Source organism: Streptococcus peroris ATCC 700780 (assembly GCF_000187585.1).
GTDB lineage: Bacteria > Bacillota > Bacilli > Lactobacillales > Streptococcaceae > Streptococcus > Streptococcus peroris.
Map to the genome: position 1 here is coordinate 779,713 of NZ_GL732463.1, position 19,332 is coordinate 799,044.

Consider the following 19,332-nt stretch of genomic DNA (forward strand, 5'->3'; position numbering starts at 1 on the left):
GATGATTATCAAGTTTAAAAAAAGAAATCCATATTACATGGATCTCTTTTGATTTTATTCTACAACTGCTTCAGCAATTTCTTCTGCAGTGATTCCTGCGAAGTAACGACCTAGGTTAATGGTTTGAAGGGCTTTGAGGACATCCTCACGTTCGTATTTGACACCACGAAGAACATCTTCTACTGCTGCAACGTCTTCGATACCGAAGAAGTCACCATAAATCTTGATGTCTTGGATTTTTGATTCAATGACGTTAGCGAAGATTTCAACCTTACCGCTTGGGAATTTAGTTCCACGACGGACATTGTATTCAGGTGATTTCCCATAATTCCAGTCCCAAGTTCCAAACTTAGTTTCTTTGATTCGATTGATTTCAGCCAATTCTTCATCTGAGAACACATACTCTGTCATTTCAGGGTATTCTTTTTTCATGTATTCCAAAAGCAAGTCACGGAACTCTTCAACAGTGATCTTTTCTGGTAACTCATCGATAATATTAGTTACTCGAGCACGGACTGATTTAACACCTTTTGATTCAAACTTATCTTTAGACACTTTAAGTGCATTAGCTAGGACTGACAAATCCACGTCAAAGAGAAGACAACCATGGTGCATGATACGGCCATTGATATAGGCTTGTGCATTTCCACAGAATTTCTTACCGTCGATTTCTAAATCGTTACGGCCTGTAAATTCAGCTTTAACACCAAGTTCAGCTAAAGTATTGATAACTGGAGTAGAGAAGCTCTTGAAGTCAAAGGCCTTGTTTTCATCTTCTTTTGAAATGATTGTATAGTTAAGGTTGTTCAAATCATGGTAAACAGCTCCACCACCACTGATTCGACGGACTACTTCAATTCCATTTTCACGAACATAGTCACGGTTAATTTCTTCAATCGTATTTTGGTGACGTCCTACAATAATAGATGGTTTGTTAATCCAAAGAAGGAAGATTTGATCCTCGTCCAAAAGATGTTTAAAAGCATATTCCTCTAAAGCAATATTAAAGGCAGTGTCATTTGAATGATTGATAATGTATTTCATAAGATACCTTCTAATACGATAGAGACTGGAAAATAATTCCAGTCTAGTCTATCTATTTTTATTTTTTCTTAGGTGAATGGATGGCCATTCCAAGAACATCCGCAAACGCTTCGTACATAACTTCAGAGTATGTTGGGTGTCCGTGGATTGTCTTAAGCATTTCTTCAACAGTGATTTCCATTTCGATGATGCTTGACGCTTCGTTGATCAATTCTGCTGCTGCAGGACCAATGATGTGAACTCCAAGGATTTCGCCATATTTCTTATCGGCAATAACCTTAACGAATCCTTGAGCTGCATCTGATGCAATGGCACGTCCGTTTGCAGCAAAGTTGAATTTACCGATTTGGACATCGTATTTCTCACGAGCTTGTTCTTCTGTTAAACCAACTGCTGCTACTTCTGGAAGTGTGTAGATAGCTGCAGGAGTCAAGTTCAATTTAGCAACAACGTGGTTTCCTTTAAGAGCATTTTCAGCTGCTACTTCACCCATACGGAAGGCAGCGTGAGCCAACATCTTAGTACCGTTGATATCACCTGGCGCATAGATACCTGGAACAGAAGTTTCCATGTATTCATTAACCTTAATACGACCACGGTCTAATTCAAACTCAACATCTCCGATACCTTCAAGATCTGGAACACGACCGATTGAAAGAAGGGCTTTATTCGCGATAATATCATCTTTTCCTTCAACCTTGATACGGAGTTTGCCATCTTCTTCAATGATTTCTTGGAGTTTAGTACCTGTCAAGATAGTCATACCTTTACGTTCTAGGATTAGACGTAGGTTCTTAGATACTTCAGCATCCATAGCTGGTACAATGCGGTCCATCATTTCGATAACAGTAACTTTTGAACCAAATGTCATAAAGGCTTGACCAAGTTCGATACCAACGACACCACCACCAATAATCACAAGGCTTTCTGGAACTTCATTCATTTCAAGAATATCGTCACTAGTCATCACAAGTGGTGATTCCATACCTGGAACATTAATCTTGCTGACTTTAGAACCACCAGCAAGGATGATTTTCTTGGTTTCAAGCAATTCAGAACCATTTACCAAGACATTCTTATCTTTAGTAATAGTACCGATACCTTTATGAACATCAACTCCATAGCTACGAAGAAGTCCTGCAACACCACCAACAAGGGTATTGACAACTTTAGATTTTGTTTCTAAAAGTTTCTCCATATCAACTGTAAAATTAGGATTTTCAATTACGATACCACGATTAGCTGCATGACCGATATTTTCAATAATTTCGGCGTTGTGAAGGTAAGTCTTAGTTGGGATACATCCACGGTTCAAACAAGTTCCACCAAGTTCAGATTTCTCAACAAGAGCAACCTTACCACCTAACTGAGCTGCTTTAATAGCAGATACATAGCCAGCAGGTCCACCACCGATTACAACAACATCATAAGCATCATTGCTCTTACCATCGTCGTTTGAGGCACTTGCTGCAGGTGCTGGGCTAGCTTCTGGTGCAGCTGCTCCAGCTGTTGGGATATTTTCCCCTTCTTCACCAAGATAACCGATAACTTCAGTAACAGGGACAGTTTCTCCATCACCTTTAAGGATAGCGATCAAGTAACCGTCTTCTTCTGCTTCCAATTCCATGCTGACTTTGTCAGTCATGATTTCCAAAAGGATTTCTCCTTCTTTTACAAATTCTCCGACTTTCTTATTCCATTGGACGATTTGTCCTTCTGTCATATCCACGCCGGCTTTTGGCATAATTACTTCTAAGGCCATATCTTACTTCCTCTATCTATATTTCTAAAACAAATATTTTAAACCAACATTGAGATTGGGTTTTCAATCAAAGCTTTTAAGTCTTTCATAAACTTAGCACCAGCCATGCCATCTACGACACGGTGGTCAATTGTCAATCCAAGACTCATAATTGGACGAATTACGATTTCACCATTTACTACAACTGGTTTCTCAACTGTTGAGCTAACCCCAAGAATTGCTGAGTTTGGTTGGTTAATGATAGGACCAAATGATTGAACCCCAAACATTCCCAAGTTACTGATGGTGAAAGTTGAATTTTGCAATTCGCTAGGAGCTAGTTTACCATCTAAAGTACGTCCAATGACATCTTTAAATGCAACAACCAATTCAGACAAGGTCATCTTTTCAGCATTGTAGACAACTGGTGTCATAAGACCGTTATCCATACCAACTGCCATCGCAAGGTTGACATAGTTGTGAGTGATAATAGTCTTACCATCTTCTGTCAATGAAGCGTTGATGTAAGGGTGTTTCATAAGCGTCTTAACAACTGCGAGTGAAAGCAAGTCTGTCACAGTGATTTTCTTACCAGTTGCTTCCATAATTGGATCAAGAACTTTCTTACGAAGCGCAAGCATTTCAGACATATCTACATCGTAGTTAAGCGTGAAGGTTGGTGCAGTTAAATATGATTCAACCATACGTTGAGCAATAACCTTACGCATAGGAGTCATCGGAATGCGTTCGATTTCTCCATAAGGCGTTACGTTGTCTGGAACTTCTTCCACTTTCTCAATTTGAGCAGGTGATTTAATGGTGTCATTTTCGATATTTTCAGGAAGATAGGCCAAAACGTCCTTCTTCATGATTTTACCACGGTGACCAGTTCCTTGGATTTCCTGCCAAGCAATATTATGCTCTAGTGCAATTCGTTTTGCGAGTGGTGAAATGCGAACCACGTTAGTGTCTTTATATGTTTCCACGTCTTCTTTGTGGACACGACCGTTTGCGCCTGAGCCAGAAATGTCGTAGAGATTAATCCCTAAATCATCCGCTAATTTTCTAGCTGCAGGAGTCGCTCTTAGCTTATCATCAGCCATGACCTCTCCTATTCTATACTAAGATATTAAGGACGAAGAGGGCAATGAAAAAATAGGAGATTGACGATGTGTTCGATGAACACAAGGAAATCTATCTTTTTTTCACAGACCTCCGTCCGAATTCAATTACATGATACTAAGGGCGTTAAAAGACAAAGTGAAAATAGGAAACTTGACGAAGAAACTTTAGTCTCTAGGAAAGTTTATCTTTTTCACACAGACTTTAGCCCGAGCTCTAATCTAAGATATCAAGGACGTAGAGAACTTTGCATCTATAGATACAAGCTTCTCGTCTGATTATTTTTTACATAATTTATTTTATGTTCTATTGTTTGTTATATGTTTTACGGATTGCATCTTTGATGCTTTCGACCGTCGGAATCATTGCATTTTCAAGATTTTGTGCATAAGGCATTGGTACATCCTCACCTGCACAGCGACGGATTGGTGCATCCAAGTAATCAAATGCTTCTGATTCTGAGATAATAGCTGAGATTTCTCCGATAAATCCGCTTGTCTTGTGGGCATCATTGACTAGAACTACTTTTCCAGTCTTCTTAACTGAATTAATGATGATGTCTTTATCAAGTGGAACCAAAGTACGTGGGTCTACTACTTCTACTGAGATGCCTTCTTCAGCCAATTCTTCAGCAGCTTGCATAACACGACGAAGCATTTTACCGTATGTTACGACAGTTACATCAGTTCCTTCGCGTTTGATTTCCCCGACACCAAGTGGGATAGTATAGTCTGGATCAACAGGAACTTCACCTTTTTGGTTAAATTCTGATTTGTATTCAAGAATGATAACAGGGTTGTTGTCACGGATAGAAGACTTAAGAAGTCCCTTCATATCAGCTGGTGTACCTGGAGCTACAACCTTCAATCCTGGGATATGAGTGAACCAAGATTCCAATGATTGTGAGTGCTGAGCTGCAGAACCTACTCCGTTACCAGCGGCACAACGGATTGTAATCGGCACTTGACCTTTACCGCCAAACATGTAACGAGTTTTAGCTGCTTGGTTGACGATATTATCCATGGCAATAACAGAAAAGTCCATGAACGTCATATCAACGATTGGGCGAAGTCCAGTCATAGCAGCACCAGCAGCTGCACCAGAGATTGCAGCTTCGGAAATCGGACAGTCACGTACACGTTCTGGCCCAAACTCCTCTAACATACCTACAGAAGTTCCGAAGTCTCCACCAAAAACTCCGACATCTTCACCCATCAAAAGCACATTTTCATCACGACGCATTTCCTCAGACATTGCAAGGATAATGGTATCGCGGAAAGACATTAATTTTGTTTCCATATTTCTCTACTTCTCCTTAGTCTGCGTAAATATCTTCAAATGCTGATTCAAGCGGAGGGAATGGACTTTCTTCAGCAAATTTAACAGATGCTTCCACTGCTTCCTTAACTTGCGCTTGAATTTCTTCGAGTTCTTCTGCACTAGCAATATTATTTTCAACAAGGTACTTACGAAGATTTTCAATTGGATCTTTTTGTTTCCACTCATCGACTTCTTCACGTGTACGATATTTACCTGGGTCTGAAGATGAGTGACCAAGCCAGCGGTAGGTTACACTTTCAATCAAGACAGGACCTTTACCAGAGCGGACATGATCGACTGCTTTCTTAAATCCTTCGTAGACATCGATAACATTGTTTCCATCAGGGATAAACATACCAGGAATACCGTATGCAGCGCTACGTTCATGGATATGTTGAACATTTGTCATTTTCTTAATATCTGCTGAAATTCCGTATCCGTTATTGATGCAGTAGAAAATAACAGGAAGATTCCAGATTGAAGCCATATTCACCGCTTCGTGGAATACACCTTCGTTTGTTGCACCATCACCGAATAAGCAGACGACAATCTTACCGGTATTTTTCATTTGTTGAGTGAGGGCAGCACCTACTGCAATTCCCATACCACCACCTACAATACCATTAGCACCAAGGTTACCAGCGTCAAGGTCGGCGATATGCATTGACCCACCTTTACCTTTACAAGTTCCAGTGTATTTACCTAGGATTTCAGCCATCATTCCATTGAGGTCGATACCTTTGGCAATGGCTTGACCGTGACCACGGTGATTCGAGGTAATTAAGTCATCTTTGTTTAGAGCCAACATAGCCCCAACGTTTGCCGCTTCCTCACCAACAGAGAAGTGCGTCATTCCTGGCACTTTCCCTTTTTTTACCAATTGAGCAATCTTCAAATCCATACGACGGATTTCTTCCATCTTACGGAACATCTCAAGTAGAAGATTTTTATCTAGAGTTGACATAATTTTGCCTTTCTAAGTTTAAATTCTTGTAATTCTATTTTACTTTATTAGTACATCAGAGTCAAAAAAAATGTCTATATTTTTCACAATATAAAAAAAGAAAAGTCAATAAAATCAAGACTTTTCTATACATAGAATAAATATTTCACAAACTAATTCGTTTAAGTATTATTTCATTTTATTTATAATAACTTGTAAACGCCACTGATAGAGGAGACCACTGACTACTAAACTTATAATGAGACCAATCCAATATGAGTAAGGTCCTAAACTTGTCGTATAATCCAAGAGCAATCCAAGAGGAATAGCTACGCCCCAGTATCCAATGAGGCCAAGATAAAAGGGTATAACCGTGTCCTTGTAACCTCGCAAAATGCCTTGTAAGGGTGCTGCAAATGTATCAGCTAACTGGAAAAACAAGCTATAGGTCATAAAACTAGCAGTTAAGTGAATGAAATCGGAATCGTATCCATATAGTTTGGCAACATTTTCTCGAAAAATATACAAAAAACTGAGAGTTAACATTGCGAACACCATAGCGGATAGTCGACCAATTTTAATAAATTTCTTAGCATCTTCTAAACGCTTTGCACCTACTTCATAAGAAACAACTATAGCCATAGTCGTTGAAATACTCATAGGAACAGCATACATAAGTGACGAAAAATTCATAGCTGATTGATGACTAGCAATGATCAATGATGAGAATTTTGCCATAATCAATCCAACTGCTGAAAAAATAGCAACCTCTGCAAATACTGTTCCGCCAATGGGTAATCCTAATCTGATTGCTTCTTTTATCTGATTCTTGTCTAAAGGTAAACGATTCTCTAAATGAAATTCTTTTAGTTTTTCTTGTTTAAGAAGGACTAGTATTGAAATTAGTAACAAAGCCCAATAAGCCAAGGAAGTCCCAAGTCCAGCTCCAGCTCCTCCTAACTCAGGAAAGCCAAGAGCCCCGTAGATCAAGAGATAGTTGAAGCTACTGTTTAAAGGTAATAAAAGGAGCATCAAATACATGGATAGCTTGGTTAATCCCAGTGCATCCAGTAATGAACGAATAACGCTAAAGAGTAAGAGAGGAATAATTCCAATTGCTAAAAGCCATAGGTAACGAATTGCTATATCTGTTACGGCTGCTTCTAGCCCCATGTTGTTTAGAATAAGTGGTGCCACAAAGAAAACTAAAACAAATAGAAAGATGGATAAACCAAGCGAAAGATAAAGAAATTGATAGAAGTCAGAAGCTACTTTCTTCTGTTTTCCTCGACCCAAATGATGTCCAATGATAGGAACTAGAGCTGAAACAATACCAGTTAAGAAGGTAAAAAATGGATTCCACAAACTAGTAGCCATTGTTACTCCAGCCAAATCAATAGTATTGTACTGGCCGGTCATGGTCGTATCTACAAAGGAAGCAGAGTAATTTGCTAATTGATAAATCAAAATGGGAAAGAAAATCTTGAGAAACAAGACAAACTTATCTTTAGATTGATGTGTTGGGTACATACAGACCCTCTCTAAATTTTGTTTTTATAGAGTAGCTTTTCACCTAGTTTTTGTAAACAATTTGTCCACTACAGATAGTAAATTTTACCTGCCCTTTTAATTGCTCACCGATAAATGGTGAATTAGATGCTTTTGATGCGAAATGTGTGTCTACGATTCGGTCCGCCTTATCATCAAAAATGGTAATATCAGCTGGACCATTTTCAGCCAAATAACCTGCTTCAAGTTTATACAATTTGGCTGGATTTACTGTCATTTTTTCAAGCAATTGCATCAAACTTAACTCACCAGTTTCAACCAAATAAGTTAAACCTAGTGACAAGGAAGTTTCCAATCCAGTCATACCTGATGGTGCCTTGGTAATATCTTCGACATTCTTTTCATCAGCGTGGTGTGGCGCGTGGTCAGTTGCAATTACAGAAATGACTCCAGATTTAAGCCCTTCAATAACTGCACGACGGTCAGACTCCAGACGAAGAGGTGGATTCATCTTAGCGTTACTTCCTTTAGTCAAGAGAAGCGCTTCAGTCTTAGAGAAATGTTGCGGTGCTACTTCTGCAGTTACGTTTGCTCCCAAGCCTTGAGCGAACTCCACAACTTTGACACTTTCTTCTTTTGACAAATGCTGGATATGAACGTGAGCCTTAGTCGCATAGGCAATCATGACATCTCGAGCAATCATCGCATACTCTGCGACACCAGTAGCTCCGCAAATATGGAAGTGCTCTTTAGCAATGTTTTCATTAAAACCTAGCGTACCATTCAATCCAGGATCCTCTTCGTGAAGACTGATAAAGGTATTCAACTTTTTAGCCGCTTCCATGGCTTCCTTGACAACTTTGCTACTTTCGAGAGGAATCCCATCATCAGAAAATCCAACAGCACCTGCTTCTAAAAGTGCTTTAAAATCAGTTAAATCTTGTCCATTAAAGTTTTTGGTAATCGTTGCTACAGATTTAACGTTAATCTTTTCCTTGGCCGCAGACTGAAGAACTTCCTCTAAAGTCTCAACATCTGAGATGGTTGGATTGGTATTCGCCATCATAACAACCGTCGTAAAGCCACCCGCAGCAGCTGCTAGTGCACCTGTATGAATATCTTCTTTATGAGTCTGACCAGGTTCACGGAAATGAACATGGATATCCACCAAACCGGGTGCAACGACAAGACCAGTTGCATCAATGACCTCTGCATCTTTTTCACTAATTTGTGGTGCAATTTTGACAATTTTACTGTCTTCAACCAAGATATCACACACTTGATCCAAACCAGACTTAGGATCCATTACTCGACCATTTTTAATTAGTAACATCTGCTTTCTCCTTTATTCGTAGAAATCCACTTGGGTATCCAATAACTTATCACCATCATAAACAAACTTTGCTGAAAAGAAGGGCTTATCTTCTAAAAGCCACTCGACAAAGGTATGGTCCCCTTCCCAGGTCGGCTTGCTGAGAACTTCATCATAAGGAACCCATTCCAGAGTTCCCTCATCGCACTCTATCAATTCACCCTCAAACTCAGTTACTTTAAAAACATAAGTATACCAGTCCAAGTCTGGTGTAAATTCAGGGAAAGTAATAATACCTTTGAGTACAGGCTTTGCTTTTAACCCCGTTTCTTCGAAAATCTCACGGGTCGCACACTCTTGAGGAGTTTCACCCTTTTCAAGTTTACCTCCTACTCCTATCCACTTCCCTTCATGGACATCATTGGGCTTTTTATTTCGATAAAGCATCAGATATTCTTTTCCATTATCAATGTAACAAATCGTCGCTAACTGAGGCATAATATCTCCTTATCTAAGCCAATCAATTGGCTCTTGTCCAGTTTTTTCTAAGAATGAATTGGCTTTGGAAAATGGTTTTGAACCCCAAAATCCTCTGTAAACAGATAAAGGACTAGGGTGAGCAGATTCTAAAATTAAATGTTGAGGGTTGGTTACCAGCGCTTTTTTCCTGCGAGCATAAGAACCCCACAGTACAAAGACTATTGGTCTATCCAAATTATTGACAACCTTTATAACAGCATCCGTAAAAGGTTCCCAAATTTGACCAGCGTGCCCATTTGCTTGACCAGCTGGAACTGTTAGACAAGCATTTAGAAGCAAAACACCTTGCTGAGCCCATGAAGTCAAATCATGGGACTTTTTAATACCAATGTCATCAGAAAGTTCTTTCAATATATTTTGCAAGGAAGGAGGAGCTGGAATACTATCTGGAACAGAAAAACTCAACCCCTGAGCCTGACCAGGCCCATGATAAGGATCTTGCCCCAGAATCACCACTTTAACCTCTTCTAGAGGAGTTGACAAAAGAGCCTGAAAAACCTTTTCTCTAGGTGGATAAACAATTCCTTGTGAGTAGACATTCTCCATAAATTGATTGATTTTCCCAAAATAACCTTCAGGTAATTGCTCCTTAATCAAAGCATGCCAAGATGAGTGTTGCATCTTTCTCCCCTTTATCGTATCCATCTAAAAGCACGTCTTAATTCATCCGTACCATTTTTAAAAAAGCATAATCCATGTGCAAGTATAATCTTATCCGGTTTCCAGTTTAGCATACGGAAAAAAGACATTTTTGCTTCCCCTTGTCTTCCTAAAAAAGTCATCCGATAATCAATAGGAGTTTGACCATCAGGGGCTGTTACACGAGCTAAACGATAGAATCTTCTTCGGATTGGACTAGCTATCTTTTCCGGTTCAAAATTCTCTATAAGGTCTGTTACTATGAGTGTTTTAGTTGATTTATGAAAAAAGACCACCTCTTCGATGACAGAACTTCCCTTAAAAATAAGTTGATCAATCTCATCAGACCATAAATCAGGAGCCTTATCAGTTAAGTCAATATCAAATACTACCTTGACATTCTGACTTTTCGCTCTCTCTTCAACTCCTGGACTAGACCATGCTTGTGCATGAGGATATCTTTTTTTCCAATCTGCAATATAGGCGTAGTGAATCTTATTTGGTGAAACCAGGTAAGCGACTCTGCCCAAAGCATCCAGTTCAGTAAAGAGTTCCTCATTTGGCGCAATAGGAGAATGAATCCAAAGTTTGCCATCATTTAACTTAATCACCGTCATACGTGTCTGAAAAGGAAGTTTGAAGATCTTCATGTCCATTTGAATCAAATCACCATCTACTATCCAGATATTTTGATCAACTTCCTTTAGTGTATACAATGGTTCATAAAGAGAAAGTTCTGGCCTTAACATTGTTATCTATTCCTTCGTTTTTACTGCCTCTATTATAGCAAAAAGTGGCTATCTAAACCACTTTTTACAGTTCACATATATACTGTTATTTATTCGAATATTGGACATCAGTATTTATATAAAAGATAGAGGATTAGTCAGCCATTAAAAACTTTCCGATTGTATCAATCGCAAGCGAAAGTTTTTCATTAACAGACTTCATCCGCTCCTCATTTACATCCATATAATAAAGTTCAGACAAGCCACCCCTAGGAAGAAAGAGTGAATGATGGATGTTCATCTTCTCTCGAGTACTTAATTCTATATGATTGCTTATGAAGTACTTTAACTCTTTTAACGAATTTACTTGAGCAATCACACCTTTTAACTGATACTCCTCAACGAGGATTAGCAAGTTGTCAATCGCTTCAATCACTTTAGTTTCCATATCATCACCTCTTAGGAAAATCACTACATAGCATCTAAACAATTTAGTAAGTCTTGGTAAGAATGGACTTCGTAAGTCGGTTGAGCGCCTGTTTTATTTTCTAGATGATGTGGATTGTACCAGATTGTGTCAATCCCTGCATTATTGCCACCCTGGATATCTGCTGTCAGTGAATCACCAATCATAAAGGTATTTTCTTTGGAAAATCCAGGTATTTGTTGACCAATTCTTTCGTAGAAAAGAGCGTCAGGTTTCTGTGTTCCAAGTTGTTCTGAAATAAAAACATGATTAAAATAAGGAGCTAGGCCAGATTTTGTCAAACGCCCCGTCTGAATTGAAATGATTCCATTTGTAGCTGCGTAAACTTCATAGCCGCGATCGATTAGAGTATCTAAAAGCTCCATAGCACCTGAAAATATTTGACCCTGTTGCGATAAATAAAACTGATAGCGATTTGCTAAATAAGAACCATCTTTTTCAACACCAAAGTGCTCAAACAATCTAGAAAAACGCGTATTGACTAATTCATGTTTTGTAATTTTCTTCTGCTCTAAGTCCTTCCAGAGAGCTATGTTCATGGGTACATAGTAATCCTTATAAGCCTGAATATTATCAACTCCTTCTTCTTTCAGAAGTTGTGTCAAGGCTACATCCTCTGCTGTATCGAAATCAAATAATGTATGGTCTAGGTCAAAGAGTAAAAATTTATATCTCATTAGCTTTTTATCCTTCTGTCGATAAATCTATTCAATAAAAGTATAGCATAAAGAAGAAAAATCCCCAAATAGACTAATTGAAAGAATATAAAATTTTCAGCTAAAAACTTATAAAATACATAAAAGATAAATAAATATTCCATTAAAATCAAAACTTGTTTTCATTAAAACAACTAGGGTATATCTTGTAATTATATTGAAAATTTTCAGGAAATATCGTGTTTTTCTTTCATAAATCATCTCATCTATTTAGTTCGTATATATTGATAAAACACTACTGTTAAAATATTTCAAAAATTTATATTATAACAGTAATTTGATATATTTTTATTTGTTATTTAAAAATATTTGTGATACAATTCACAGTATAGGTAATTTAAGTCTAAGACTAGAAAGAGGCTTGGGTAAGATTTGTCTATAAATTAACCTATATTTCTAATTTTTCTCCCATTTAATATAATGGTAGATTCTAATTTAAAATATACATAGAAATTATTTTAATTCTATTAGAAAGAAGTATATTATGAACAAAAAGAAGAAGTTTAGTATTTTCTCGTTTTTGATTTGTGTGCTAACAACTATTTTCGTATTTAGTTTAAATAAAACTTTTGCGGAAACTCCTGGTGTATCTGTTACAGGTAAATTTGTGGATACAATCAAAAATGTCAAAGTTAGCAATAATGAGGGCGGAAACCTCGATTGGGAATTAGGACAATGGGCAACATTCCGAATTAATGCAGACTATGATTTAGCTGGAAAAAATGTAAAGGCAGGAGATACAACAGAAATCACTGTTCCTGATGCATTGATTATCACTTCGGATAGTTTTGATATTAGAGATATTAATACCAATCAAGTGATAGCACATGCTACTGTTGATAAAGATAACAAGAAACTTTCATTAACTTATACGGATTATGTGGAAAATCATTCTGATACAAACGGAAAATTCTACTTCTATGCCCGTATCGACTTTAAGAAACATCCACAAAAAGGGGAGGTTCCTGTTGAAATAACAGTTAATGGGAAAACAACAATTGGTGGTAAGGTTGATTTTAAAGGGGTTGGTGATGGTAATCCTAATGAATTAAAGAAAACTAGTTGGGTTCATTCAGATAATCCTAGAATAATTACCTATGGAATCTCAATTAACCAAAAGAAACAAAACATCAAAGAAGTAACAATTGAAGACCACTTGAAATTCACGAATGCGTCCTATGTAAAAGATAGCTTCCGTGTGACAAAAGGAGAAATGTCTTTTGTCGATGGCGAATGGCAATTTAATAACACTTCTGATGTAACCAATGAACATCCGGTTACTGTTAGCGCTGATGGACAATCATTCTCTGTTAGTCTTGGAGATGTTGCTGAAACGGATCAGTACCGTATTACTTATGATGTTCAGTTAAATTATTCACCTGTTGATGGAGAAGTTTTAAGAAATGAAGCTACATTAAAAGGTAAAGGAATTGTTATCAAAGATGCTGTGAATGCAGCTGCAGTTCAAATTGCAGGTGGTTCTGGTGTCGGTTATGTCTTTACCATTAATATCCATAAAGTAGATGACGCTAATCAACCTCTTGCTGGAGCAAAATTCAAAATTGTTCGTCAAGCAAACAATCAAGTGATTGGTGAATATGTTACAGATGCCAATGGTAATATTACAGTTAACGCTCTTTTGAAAGATAAATATATCTTAACTGAGTTACAAGCACCTGCAGGTTATACCATTACTGCTGCAGATACAGTTGTAAATGCTGAAGACTTTAGTGGAACGAATCGTTCAGTGACTAAGACAATTGTAAATCCAAAAGAACAAACAACTACAACAACTACTACGACTACAACAACTACTACTACAACTACAACTACAACAACGACGGAAGCTCCTACGACTACCACAACAACAACAGAAGCTCCTACTACAACCACCACAACAACAGAAGCTCCTGCAACAACGACAACAACTACAACAAAAGCGCCTACTACAACAACAACTACAACTGAGGCGCCTGCAACTACAACAACTACGACAACTGAAGCGCCTGCAACAACGACAACTACGACGACTGAGGCACCTACGACTACAACAACTACAACAGAAACGCCTACGACAACCACAACAACGACTGAGGCACCAACAACAACGACTACTACTACAGAAGCACCTACTACTACAACAATTACAACTGAAGTTACAACTCCTCCATCATCAACTGAAAATACAACAACGGATGATAAACCAGGACTTCCAGATACTGGTGAAGGTAAAGGAACTTTGGTTACAATTATTGGTTTTGTGATTTTAATTGCTTCAATTGTACTATTAGTGATTTTACATAAATCAAAAAAAGATTAAAGCAAAATAATGTATAAAAAGGATTTACCATAAGAGAGTAAATCCTTTTTTAAAGCTATTCTTTTAACATTCCTAATTAAAAAATCGATAACTATAAAAAGTTATCGATTTTAAAGTACTTTAGTCTTTTTCACCAAGTTCACTGTTGATAGTCATCATAATACTTGCTATCTTTTCACCCCAGTATGGATCTGAAGCGTAAAGAACGTTCATACCAGATGATTTATTCCCAAGATAGGTTCTTCCATAGCCAATATAATTATCTCGAATCCACTTAGCTGCCCCTAAAATTCCCTTATCGACATCGTCGAAACTCTTTGCTGAATCATATGGGGTTGTATCATAGGCAGCAATACCAAAGAAATTATTTTTATCCTTGGCTATCTGACTACGTCCCCATGCACTTTCTAGAGCACTATGAGCCATTAGGTAGAGTGCATTTATCTGATAGAGATCTTCTGCTTCTTTAAAAATAGCACCCTTACCAGCTAGACGACTTCCTTGAATATTCATTAACGAATATACTTTATCTAATTCCTCAGCTGAATAATTAGTGGGTTTTCTTAAGTCTCTAAATAGAAAAGGATTTTCAAGTGTAAAGTCTTCAAAGTTAATACCATCAGCTGAATAATATTTTTTACCGATTTCCATTGATGAATTATACGGAGCAACACGAATACTTGTAGATGGTGACAACTCGTGATAGAGATATTTACCATCTGTCACATAATGAGGAATAAAGTCGCTATCAGAGCTGACGGCAACTAAATCACTTTTGTTCATATAACCTGAAAGACCTGAAATTTTAACTGGTAGGCGACCATCGATTTCTTCGGATCCGTCAATTGATACTATACTTCCTTGAGAAATATAACTGAGTTTTTCACCAGAAGCATTATATACATTGGCTGTTATTGGTTTTACTTTATAGTAGGCTGATGAATCGGAAATCCATTTTCCATTACTTAGGAAAGAATATTCTTTTCCGTTAATGGTATAGGTACCTGTTACATAAACCCCATCTTCTTTGAGGTAATACCAAGCATTATAGTGCGGATCGAAAATCCATTCATTCTTAGCCATGTATCCATATGATTTAAGATAATAGGAGCCTTGCCACTGATTTTCAGCATAAGAGCCATCAGATTTCAAATAGAACCAACTATTATACTTTTTATCAAAGAACCATTCGCTTTGAGCCATGGCGCCACTATCTTTTAAGTAGTATTTATCCTTCCATTGACTACTCAACATGACCCCATCTTTGTCAAATACATACCAAGAGCCGTTGATTTTTTCCCATTTATTACGGATGACTTTCCCAGAATCAGAAGCATAATACCATTTCTCGTTTATTTTAGCCCAATCCTTCTCAGCCATGGCCCCGCTAGTTTTAAGAAGGTAGTCATTATAAATAGTCTCATTTAACATGCTCCCATTTTCATCAAAACGATACCAGGAACCGTTAATCTTTTCCCATTTATTACGAATAATTTTCCCAGAATCAGAAGCATAATACCACTTCTCATCCATTTTAACCCATCCTTTTTCATGCATAGCACCGCTACTTTGAAGCAGGTAATCATTATGAATGGCTTTACTTAACATAGCACCAGTATCGTCGAAATAATACCAGGAACCGTTAATTCTTTCCCATTGATTGCGGATCATTTTTCCGGAATCAGAAGCATAATACCACTTCTCACCAATCTTTAACCATGAATCCTCAACCACAGCTCCACTTTTATTTAAGAGGTAGCCATCATAGATAGTATCACTGAGCATCACACCGTTCTTGTTAAAATAGTACCAGTGGCCAGCTATTTTTTTCCAATTTGTGATTGCCTTGTTATTTTCATAATAGCGCCATTGGTCGTTTTCTTTTTGCCAACCTTCTTTGTTAACTTCTTCAACATTTGCTTTAGTTGAAGCTTTTTCTTTGTTCTCAGACGACTCTTTCTTTGATCCGTCTTGAGAAGATTCTTTTTCTGTTTTATTTAAACCTTCGTTAGCACTTTGGTTAGGATCTTTATCGCGACTGCTTGATTGCTTTTGTTCTTCTTTTCCAACGCTATTAGATACAGTTTGTTCTGAAGTTTGAGTTCTATTTGTAGCCTTGTTTTCCTCAGCAAATGCCGGTGATTTTGCTATCCCAGCCATAGAGAGAGCAATTGTACTTGCCAGCAATATTTTTTCATGACCAATTCCTTTCAAATCCTAAACTTTTATTTAATTTTTCCCTAAATTATGTCTAAATAGGTATTTATCTTTTATATTATACAATATAATTTTAAATATAAAAGCACTATCTCAAGAAGAAAGAAAGATGTAATATTTTTAAAACATTTCAGAAATAAAAGTTCAAAAAAGTAGTCAAACAGAGACTGAATGACTACTTTTTATACCATGTTGCTAATTTAAACTAAGTTAACTTCTTGTTGACGGTCTTAGGAAAATGGAAAGAATAGCGAGTATCGTAAATCCTATTCCCACATACCAGTAAGGCTGATCCAAAGTTGTAGAACGGCCGGATAAATTGACAATTCCTCGGAATAGTGTCCCTGTTGTAATAATAGCTACTGCCGAATTCCATAAATTAAGGCTTAATCTTGAAAAATACGCAAAGGCTTTGAGCAAGATTGCTAGTATTATCCCACCTACCAAAGGTACGGCGAACAAGTAATGCATATGAACTGATGTCTCTCCAAAACTAAATGCTTCATAAATTCTGGAAAAAGCAAAGAAGAAAATCGTAATTAGTGTATAAGAGATGACAGTTTTTTTAAAACGTTTTTTGTTAGGATTAATAACCGATGTATACAATATCACTCACCGCCCTTTCTGAAATTTTATTTCCTCCAGTCGTTGGTTTATTGATAACCTGACTGTTAAAGTAAAGCGTAGATGATCCACCACCATCAAGGTTATAGGCGGTTTTTACACCGTATGATTTCATGACTTCAGCCATTTGGTACAGGGATAGGCCTTTGCTTTCAGATGTCCGTCCGTCAGAAACTACGATAATATAGTGGTTTGCATCAATAATTCCAATAGCAGTACGAGGATTCGAAGCCATAGCTTGGCCAACTTCTTCATTTGTTCCTACTGCAATCTCACCATTTTCAACCAAGGCTGGTCCAAAAGCTAAGAGATTGACAACACCATCTTTAACTAGTTGGTCAGCTGAAATTTGATCTTCGTAGATAATCTTGAAGCTACCATCTTTATAGATAGCTAAATCACCATTGCTTGAATCTTCTCGTACAGTATCACGATAGACGACACCATTACGGATAACATAACCAGTTGAGTTTGCACCGTAGTAATCTCCGTTAACCGCTAAAATAGCATTGTTGTTTTTAGCTGTTTCAGAAGTTTTTGCAGTTACGTTGGTCCCAAACGCATTTTGAGCGAAGGCTGTTTTTAGATAATCTGATGAGCTTACTGTAACATCTGCAACGTAGACTTGCGTACTATTAACTGTCGATTCAGACAAATTGATGGAGATATTATCATCCTTATAACTTGAGTCTGTTACTGTTGCTGTTTTTGCTGCTTGATTTGCCGTCGCAGTATTTGGACTAGTGCTAGTTGTTGCTACTGTCGAAATAGTCTCAGCAAGAACAAAAGTCTTCAACATGGAATAAGTAAAAGAACCTGTTAGTAATAGGCCAAAAACTGAGGCGTAAGCATAGTATTTTTTCAGAAATTTCATCATACGATTTCAGCCCTTTCCTTAAAAATAAATTTCTTCTGTACCAACCATGAAACTGCAAAGAGAAGAATTCCTACGATAATCTTAGAAATTAGGAGACTAATTCCAAATACAGTAAAGAATAGACGAATAAGCAGAGTATCTAAAACAAAGAGTCCGACTGCTAGACCAAAGTATTCCATTCCTGTCTTAGCAAGACTATCTTCATTTTTAAAGACAAGTTTCTTATTTGTAGAGTAGTTAAAAACGGAGCTTGTCACACGAGCTAGTCCGTTAGATAGGAAAATCCGGAAATTTGTTGGCACTGTTGGTAAAAACAAGATTGCTAGGGCGTAAACGACATAGTCTACAACAAAGCTACTGAGAGATGATAAGGCAAATTTGAAAATATTTTTATAAATCATAAGCCCATCTTGAATAGGACGGAAGTGTGAAGCCTCATTATCATTAATATAGACAGTTTCAATGGGAACTTCTAAAATTTGATATTCTTTAGTAGCTTCAAGTAGCATATTCATTTCATATTCATAACGTTGTCCTTCGATTTCTAGCATAAAAGGAATAAGATTTGTTGTAAAGGATCGAAGTCCTGTCTGAGTATCTGCTACTTCTATCCCAGTTTGAATCTTAAAAAGTTCTTTTGTTAAGCTATTTCCGAAACGGCTACGAAGGGGTACTTTACCTGTGAAAGCCCGCACACCCAGGATTAGCTTATTAGGATTTTCAGAAGCTTTGTTAGCCGTACGGAGAATATCCCAAATCTTATGCTGACCATCAGCGTCTGCCGTTACAACCGTTCCATAGCTATTTTGTTGTTGGATATAAGTAAAGGCCGTTTTAAGTGCTTGGCCTTTACCTTGGTTCACTTGGTGACGGAGTACCGTAGCATATTGTTCTGCTTTATCAAAGATATTTTGACACTTTGATGAACTACCGTCGTCGATAACTAGAATACGAAAATCACTCTTTTCGTGAATTTTTTCGATGAGTGTGATCAGTTTATTATCAGGTTGATAAGCTGGAATTACTATATAGTTCATACCGGCACTCCTTTCTTAGTGATGGTATAACTATACAGAACATCGCTTAAAGATACCTTATATCAGTTTTCTTTAAGAAAAAGTTTAAGAAAGTTTAAGAAACTTTAAGCTTATTATTTGATTTCTTTGATATAAGATTTCAAAAGAAATTTTAAA

Annotated in this window: 17 protein-coding genes; 1 reads left to right on the forward strand and 16 read right to left on the reverse strand. The window is 37.3% G+C overall.

The genetic code is table 11. The features are described 5' to 3' along the window. Nucleotides 1-54: 54 nt before the first annotated feature. The 12 genes from lplA to pynA form a co-directional block, all read right to left on the reverse strand. Complete coding sequence (gene lplA, locus HMPREF9180_RS05780; RefSeq protein WP_006145561.1) at nt 55-1,044, reverse strand: lipoate--protein ligase; 990 nt, start codon at nt 1,042-1,044, stop codon at nt 55-57. A 58-nt stretch (nt 1,045-1,102) separates the two neighbouring features. After that, nucleotides 1,103-2,806 carry a dihydrolipoyl dehydrogenase gene (lpdA, locus tag HMPREF9180_RS05785; protein WP_006145562.1) on the reverse strand — a complete coding sequence of 568 codons (1,704 nt, stop codon included), beginning with the start codon at nt 2,804-2,806 and terminating at the stop codon, nt 1,103-1,105. A 38-nt stretch (nt 2,807-2,844) separates the two neighbouring features. Further along, nucleotides 2,845-3,888 carry a dihydrolipoamide acetyltransferase gene (locus HMPREF9180_RS05790; protein WP_006145563.1) on the reverse strand — a complete coding sequence of 348 codons (1,044 nt, stop codon included), beginning with the start codon at nt 3,886-3,888 and terminating at the stop codon, nt 2,845-2,847. 325 nt (nt 3,889-4,213) lie between these two features. Next, nucleotides 4,214-5,206 (reverse strand): alpha-ketoacid dehydrogenase subunit beta, encoded by a 993-nt coding sequence (locus tag HMPREF9180_RS05795; RefSeq protein ID WP_006145564.1) that lies wholly within the window; start codon nt 5,204-5,206, stop codon nt 4,214-4,216. Between the two features lie 16 nt (nt 5,207-5,222). Next, the gene (locus tag HMPREF9180_RS05800; RefSeq protein WP_006145565.1) at nt 5,223-6,191 is read right to left on the reverse strand and encodes a thiamine pyrophosphate-dependent dehydrogenase E1 component subunit alpha; all 969 of its coding nucleotides are present in this window, start codon (nt 6,189-6,191) and stop codon (nt 5,223-5,225) included. A gap of 168 nt (nt 6,192-6,359) precedes the next feature. Beyond that, on the reverse strand, nt 6,360-7,700 hold the full coding sequence (locus HMPREF9180_RS05805) for an MATE family efflux transporter (RefSeq protein WP_006145566.1): 1,341 nt from the start codon (nt 7,698-7,700) through the stop codon (nt 6,360-6,362). A gap of 43 nt (nt 7,701-7,743) precedes the next feature. Next, entirely contained in the window at nt 7,744-9,012 is a 1,269-nt protein-coding gene (locus tag HMPREF9180_RS05810) for a dihydroorotase (protein ID WP_006145567.1), read from the reverse strand. A gap of 12 nt (nt 9,013-9,024) precedes the next feature. Continuing rightward, nucleotides 9,025-9,489 carry an NUDIX hydrolase gene (locus HMPREF9180_RS05815; RefSeq protein ID WP_006145568.1) on the reverse strand — a complete coding sequence of 155 codons (465 nt, stop codon included), beginning with the start codon at nt 9,487-9,489 and terminating at the stop codon, nt 9,025-9,027. Between the two features lie 9 nt (nt 9,490-9,498). After that, nucleotides 9,499-10,152: a uracil-DNA glycosylase gene (locus tag HMPREF9180_RS05820; RefSeq protein WP_025168676.1), complete on the reverse strand. Its 654-nt coding sequence runs from the start codon at nt 10,150-10,152 to the stop codon at nt 9,499-9,501. Nucleotides 10,153-10,163: 11 nt separating this feature from the next. Then, the gene (locus HMPREF9180_RS05825) at nt 10,164-10,919 is read right to left on the reverse strand and encodes a DUF4336 domain-containing protein (RefSeq protein WP_006145570.1); all 756 of its coding nucleotides are present in this window, start codon (nt 10,917-10,919) and stop codon (nt 10,164-10,166) included. A 133-nt stretch (nt 10,920-11,052) separates the two neighbouring features. Further along, nucleotides 11,053-11,346 carry a hypothetical protein gene (locus HMPREF9180_RS05830; RefSeq protein WP_025168677.1) on the reverse strand — a complete coding sequence of 98 codons (294 nt, stop codon included), beginning with the start codon at nt 11,344-11,346 and terminating at the stop codon, nt 11,053-11,055. A 23-nt stretch (nt 11,347-11,369) separates the two neighbouring features. Further along, nucleotides 11,370-12,062, reverse strand: a complete 693-nt coding sequence (gene pynA / locus HMPREF9180_RS05835; RefSeq protein ID WP_006145572.1) for a pyrimidine 5'-nucleotidase PynA — start codon at nt 12,060-12,062, stop codon at nt 11,370-11,372. Nucleotides 12,063-12,585: 523 nt separating this feature from the next. On the opposite strand from pynA, the gene HMPREF9180_RS05840 reads away from it, so the two are divergent. Beyond that, nucleotides 12,586-14,421: an Ig-like domain-containing protein gene (locus tag HMPREF9180_RS05840; RefSeq protein WP_006145573.1), complete on the forward strand. Its 1,836-nt coding sequence runs from the start codon at nt 12,586-12,588 to the stop codon at nt 14,419-14,421. A 120-nt stretch (nt 14,422-14,541) separates the two neighbouring features. On the opposite strand, the gene HMPREF9180_RS05845 is transcribed toward HMPREF9180_RS05840, so the two are convergent. The 4 genes from HMPREF9180_RS05845 to HMPREF9180_RS05860 all read right to left on the reverse strand — a co-directional run bounded on the left by HMPREF9180_RS05845 (nt 14,542) and on the right by HMPREF9180_RS05860 (nt 19,176). Further along, a complete protein-coding gene (locus HMPREF9180_RS05845; protein ID WP_046398790.1) occupies nt 14,542-16,581 on the reverse strand; it encodes a glucosaminidase domain-containing protein in 2,040 nt (679 codons plus the stop codon). A 267-nt stretch (nt 16,582-16,848) separates the two neighbouring features. Further along, nucleotides 16,849-17,250 carry a hypothetical protein gene (locus HMPREF9180_RS05850; protein WP_006145575.1) on the reverse strand — a complete coding sequence of 134 codons (402 nt, stop codon included), beginning with the start codon at nt 17,248-17,250 and terminating at the stop codon, nt 16,849-16,851. After that, complete coding sequence (locus HMPREF9180_RS05855; RefSeq protein WP_025168679.1) at nt 17,225-18,136, reverse strand: phosphodiester glycosidase family protein; 912 nt, start codon at nt 18,134-18,136, stop codon at nt 17,225-17,227. The genes HMPREF9180_RS05850 and HMPREF9180_RS05855 overlap by 26 nt, the downstream gene beginning before the upstream one ends. Next, nucleotides 18,136-19,176: a bifunctional glycosyltransferase family 2/GtrA family protein gene (locus HMPREF9180_RS05860; protein ID WP_006145577.1), complete on the reverse strand. Its 1,041-nt coding sequence runs from the start codon at nt 19,174-19,176 to the stop codon at nt 18,136-18,138. Before HMPREF9180_RS05860 ends, HMPREF9180_RS05855 begins: the two co-directional genes overlap by 1 nt. Nucleotides 19,177-19,332: the final 156 nt, after the last annotated feature.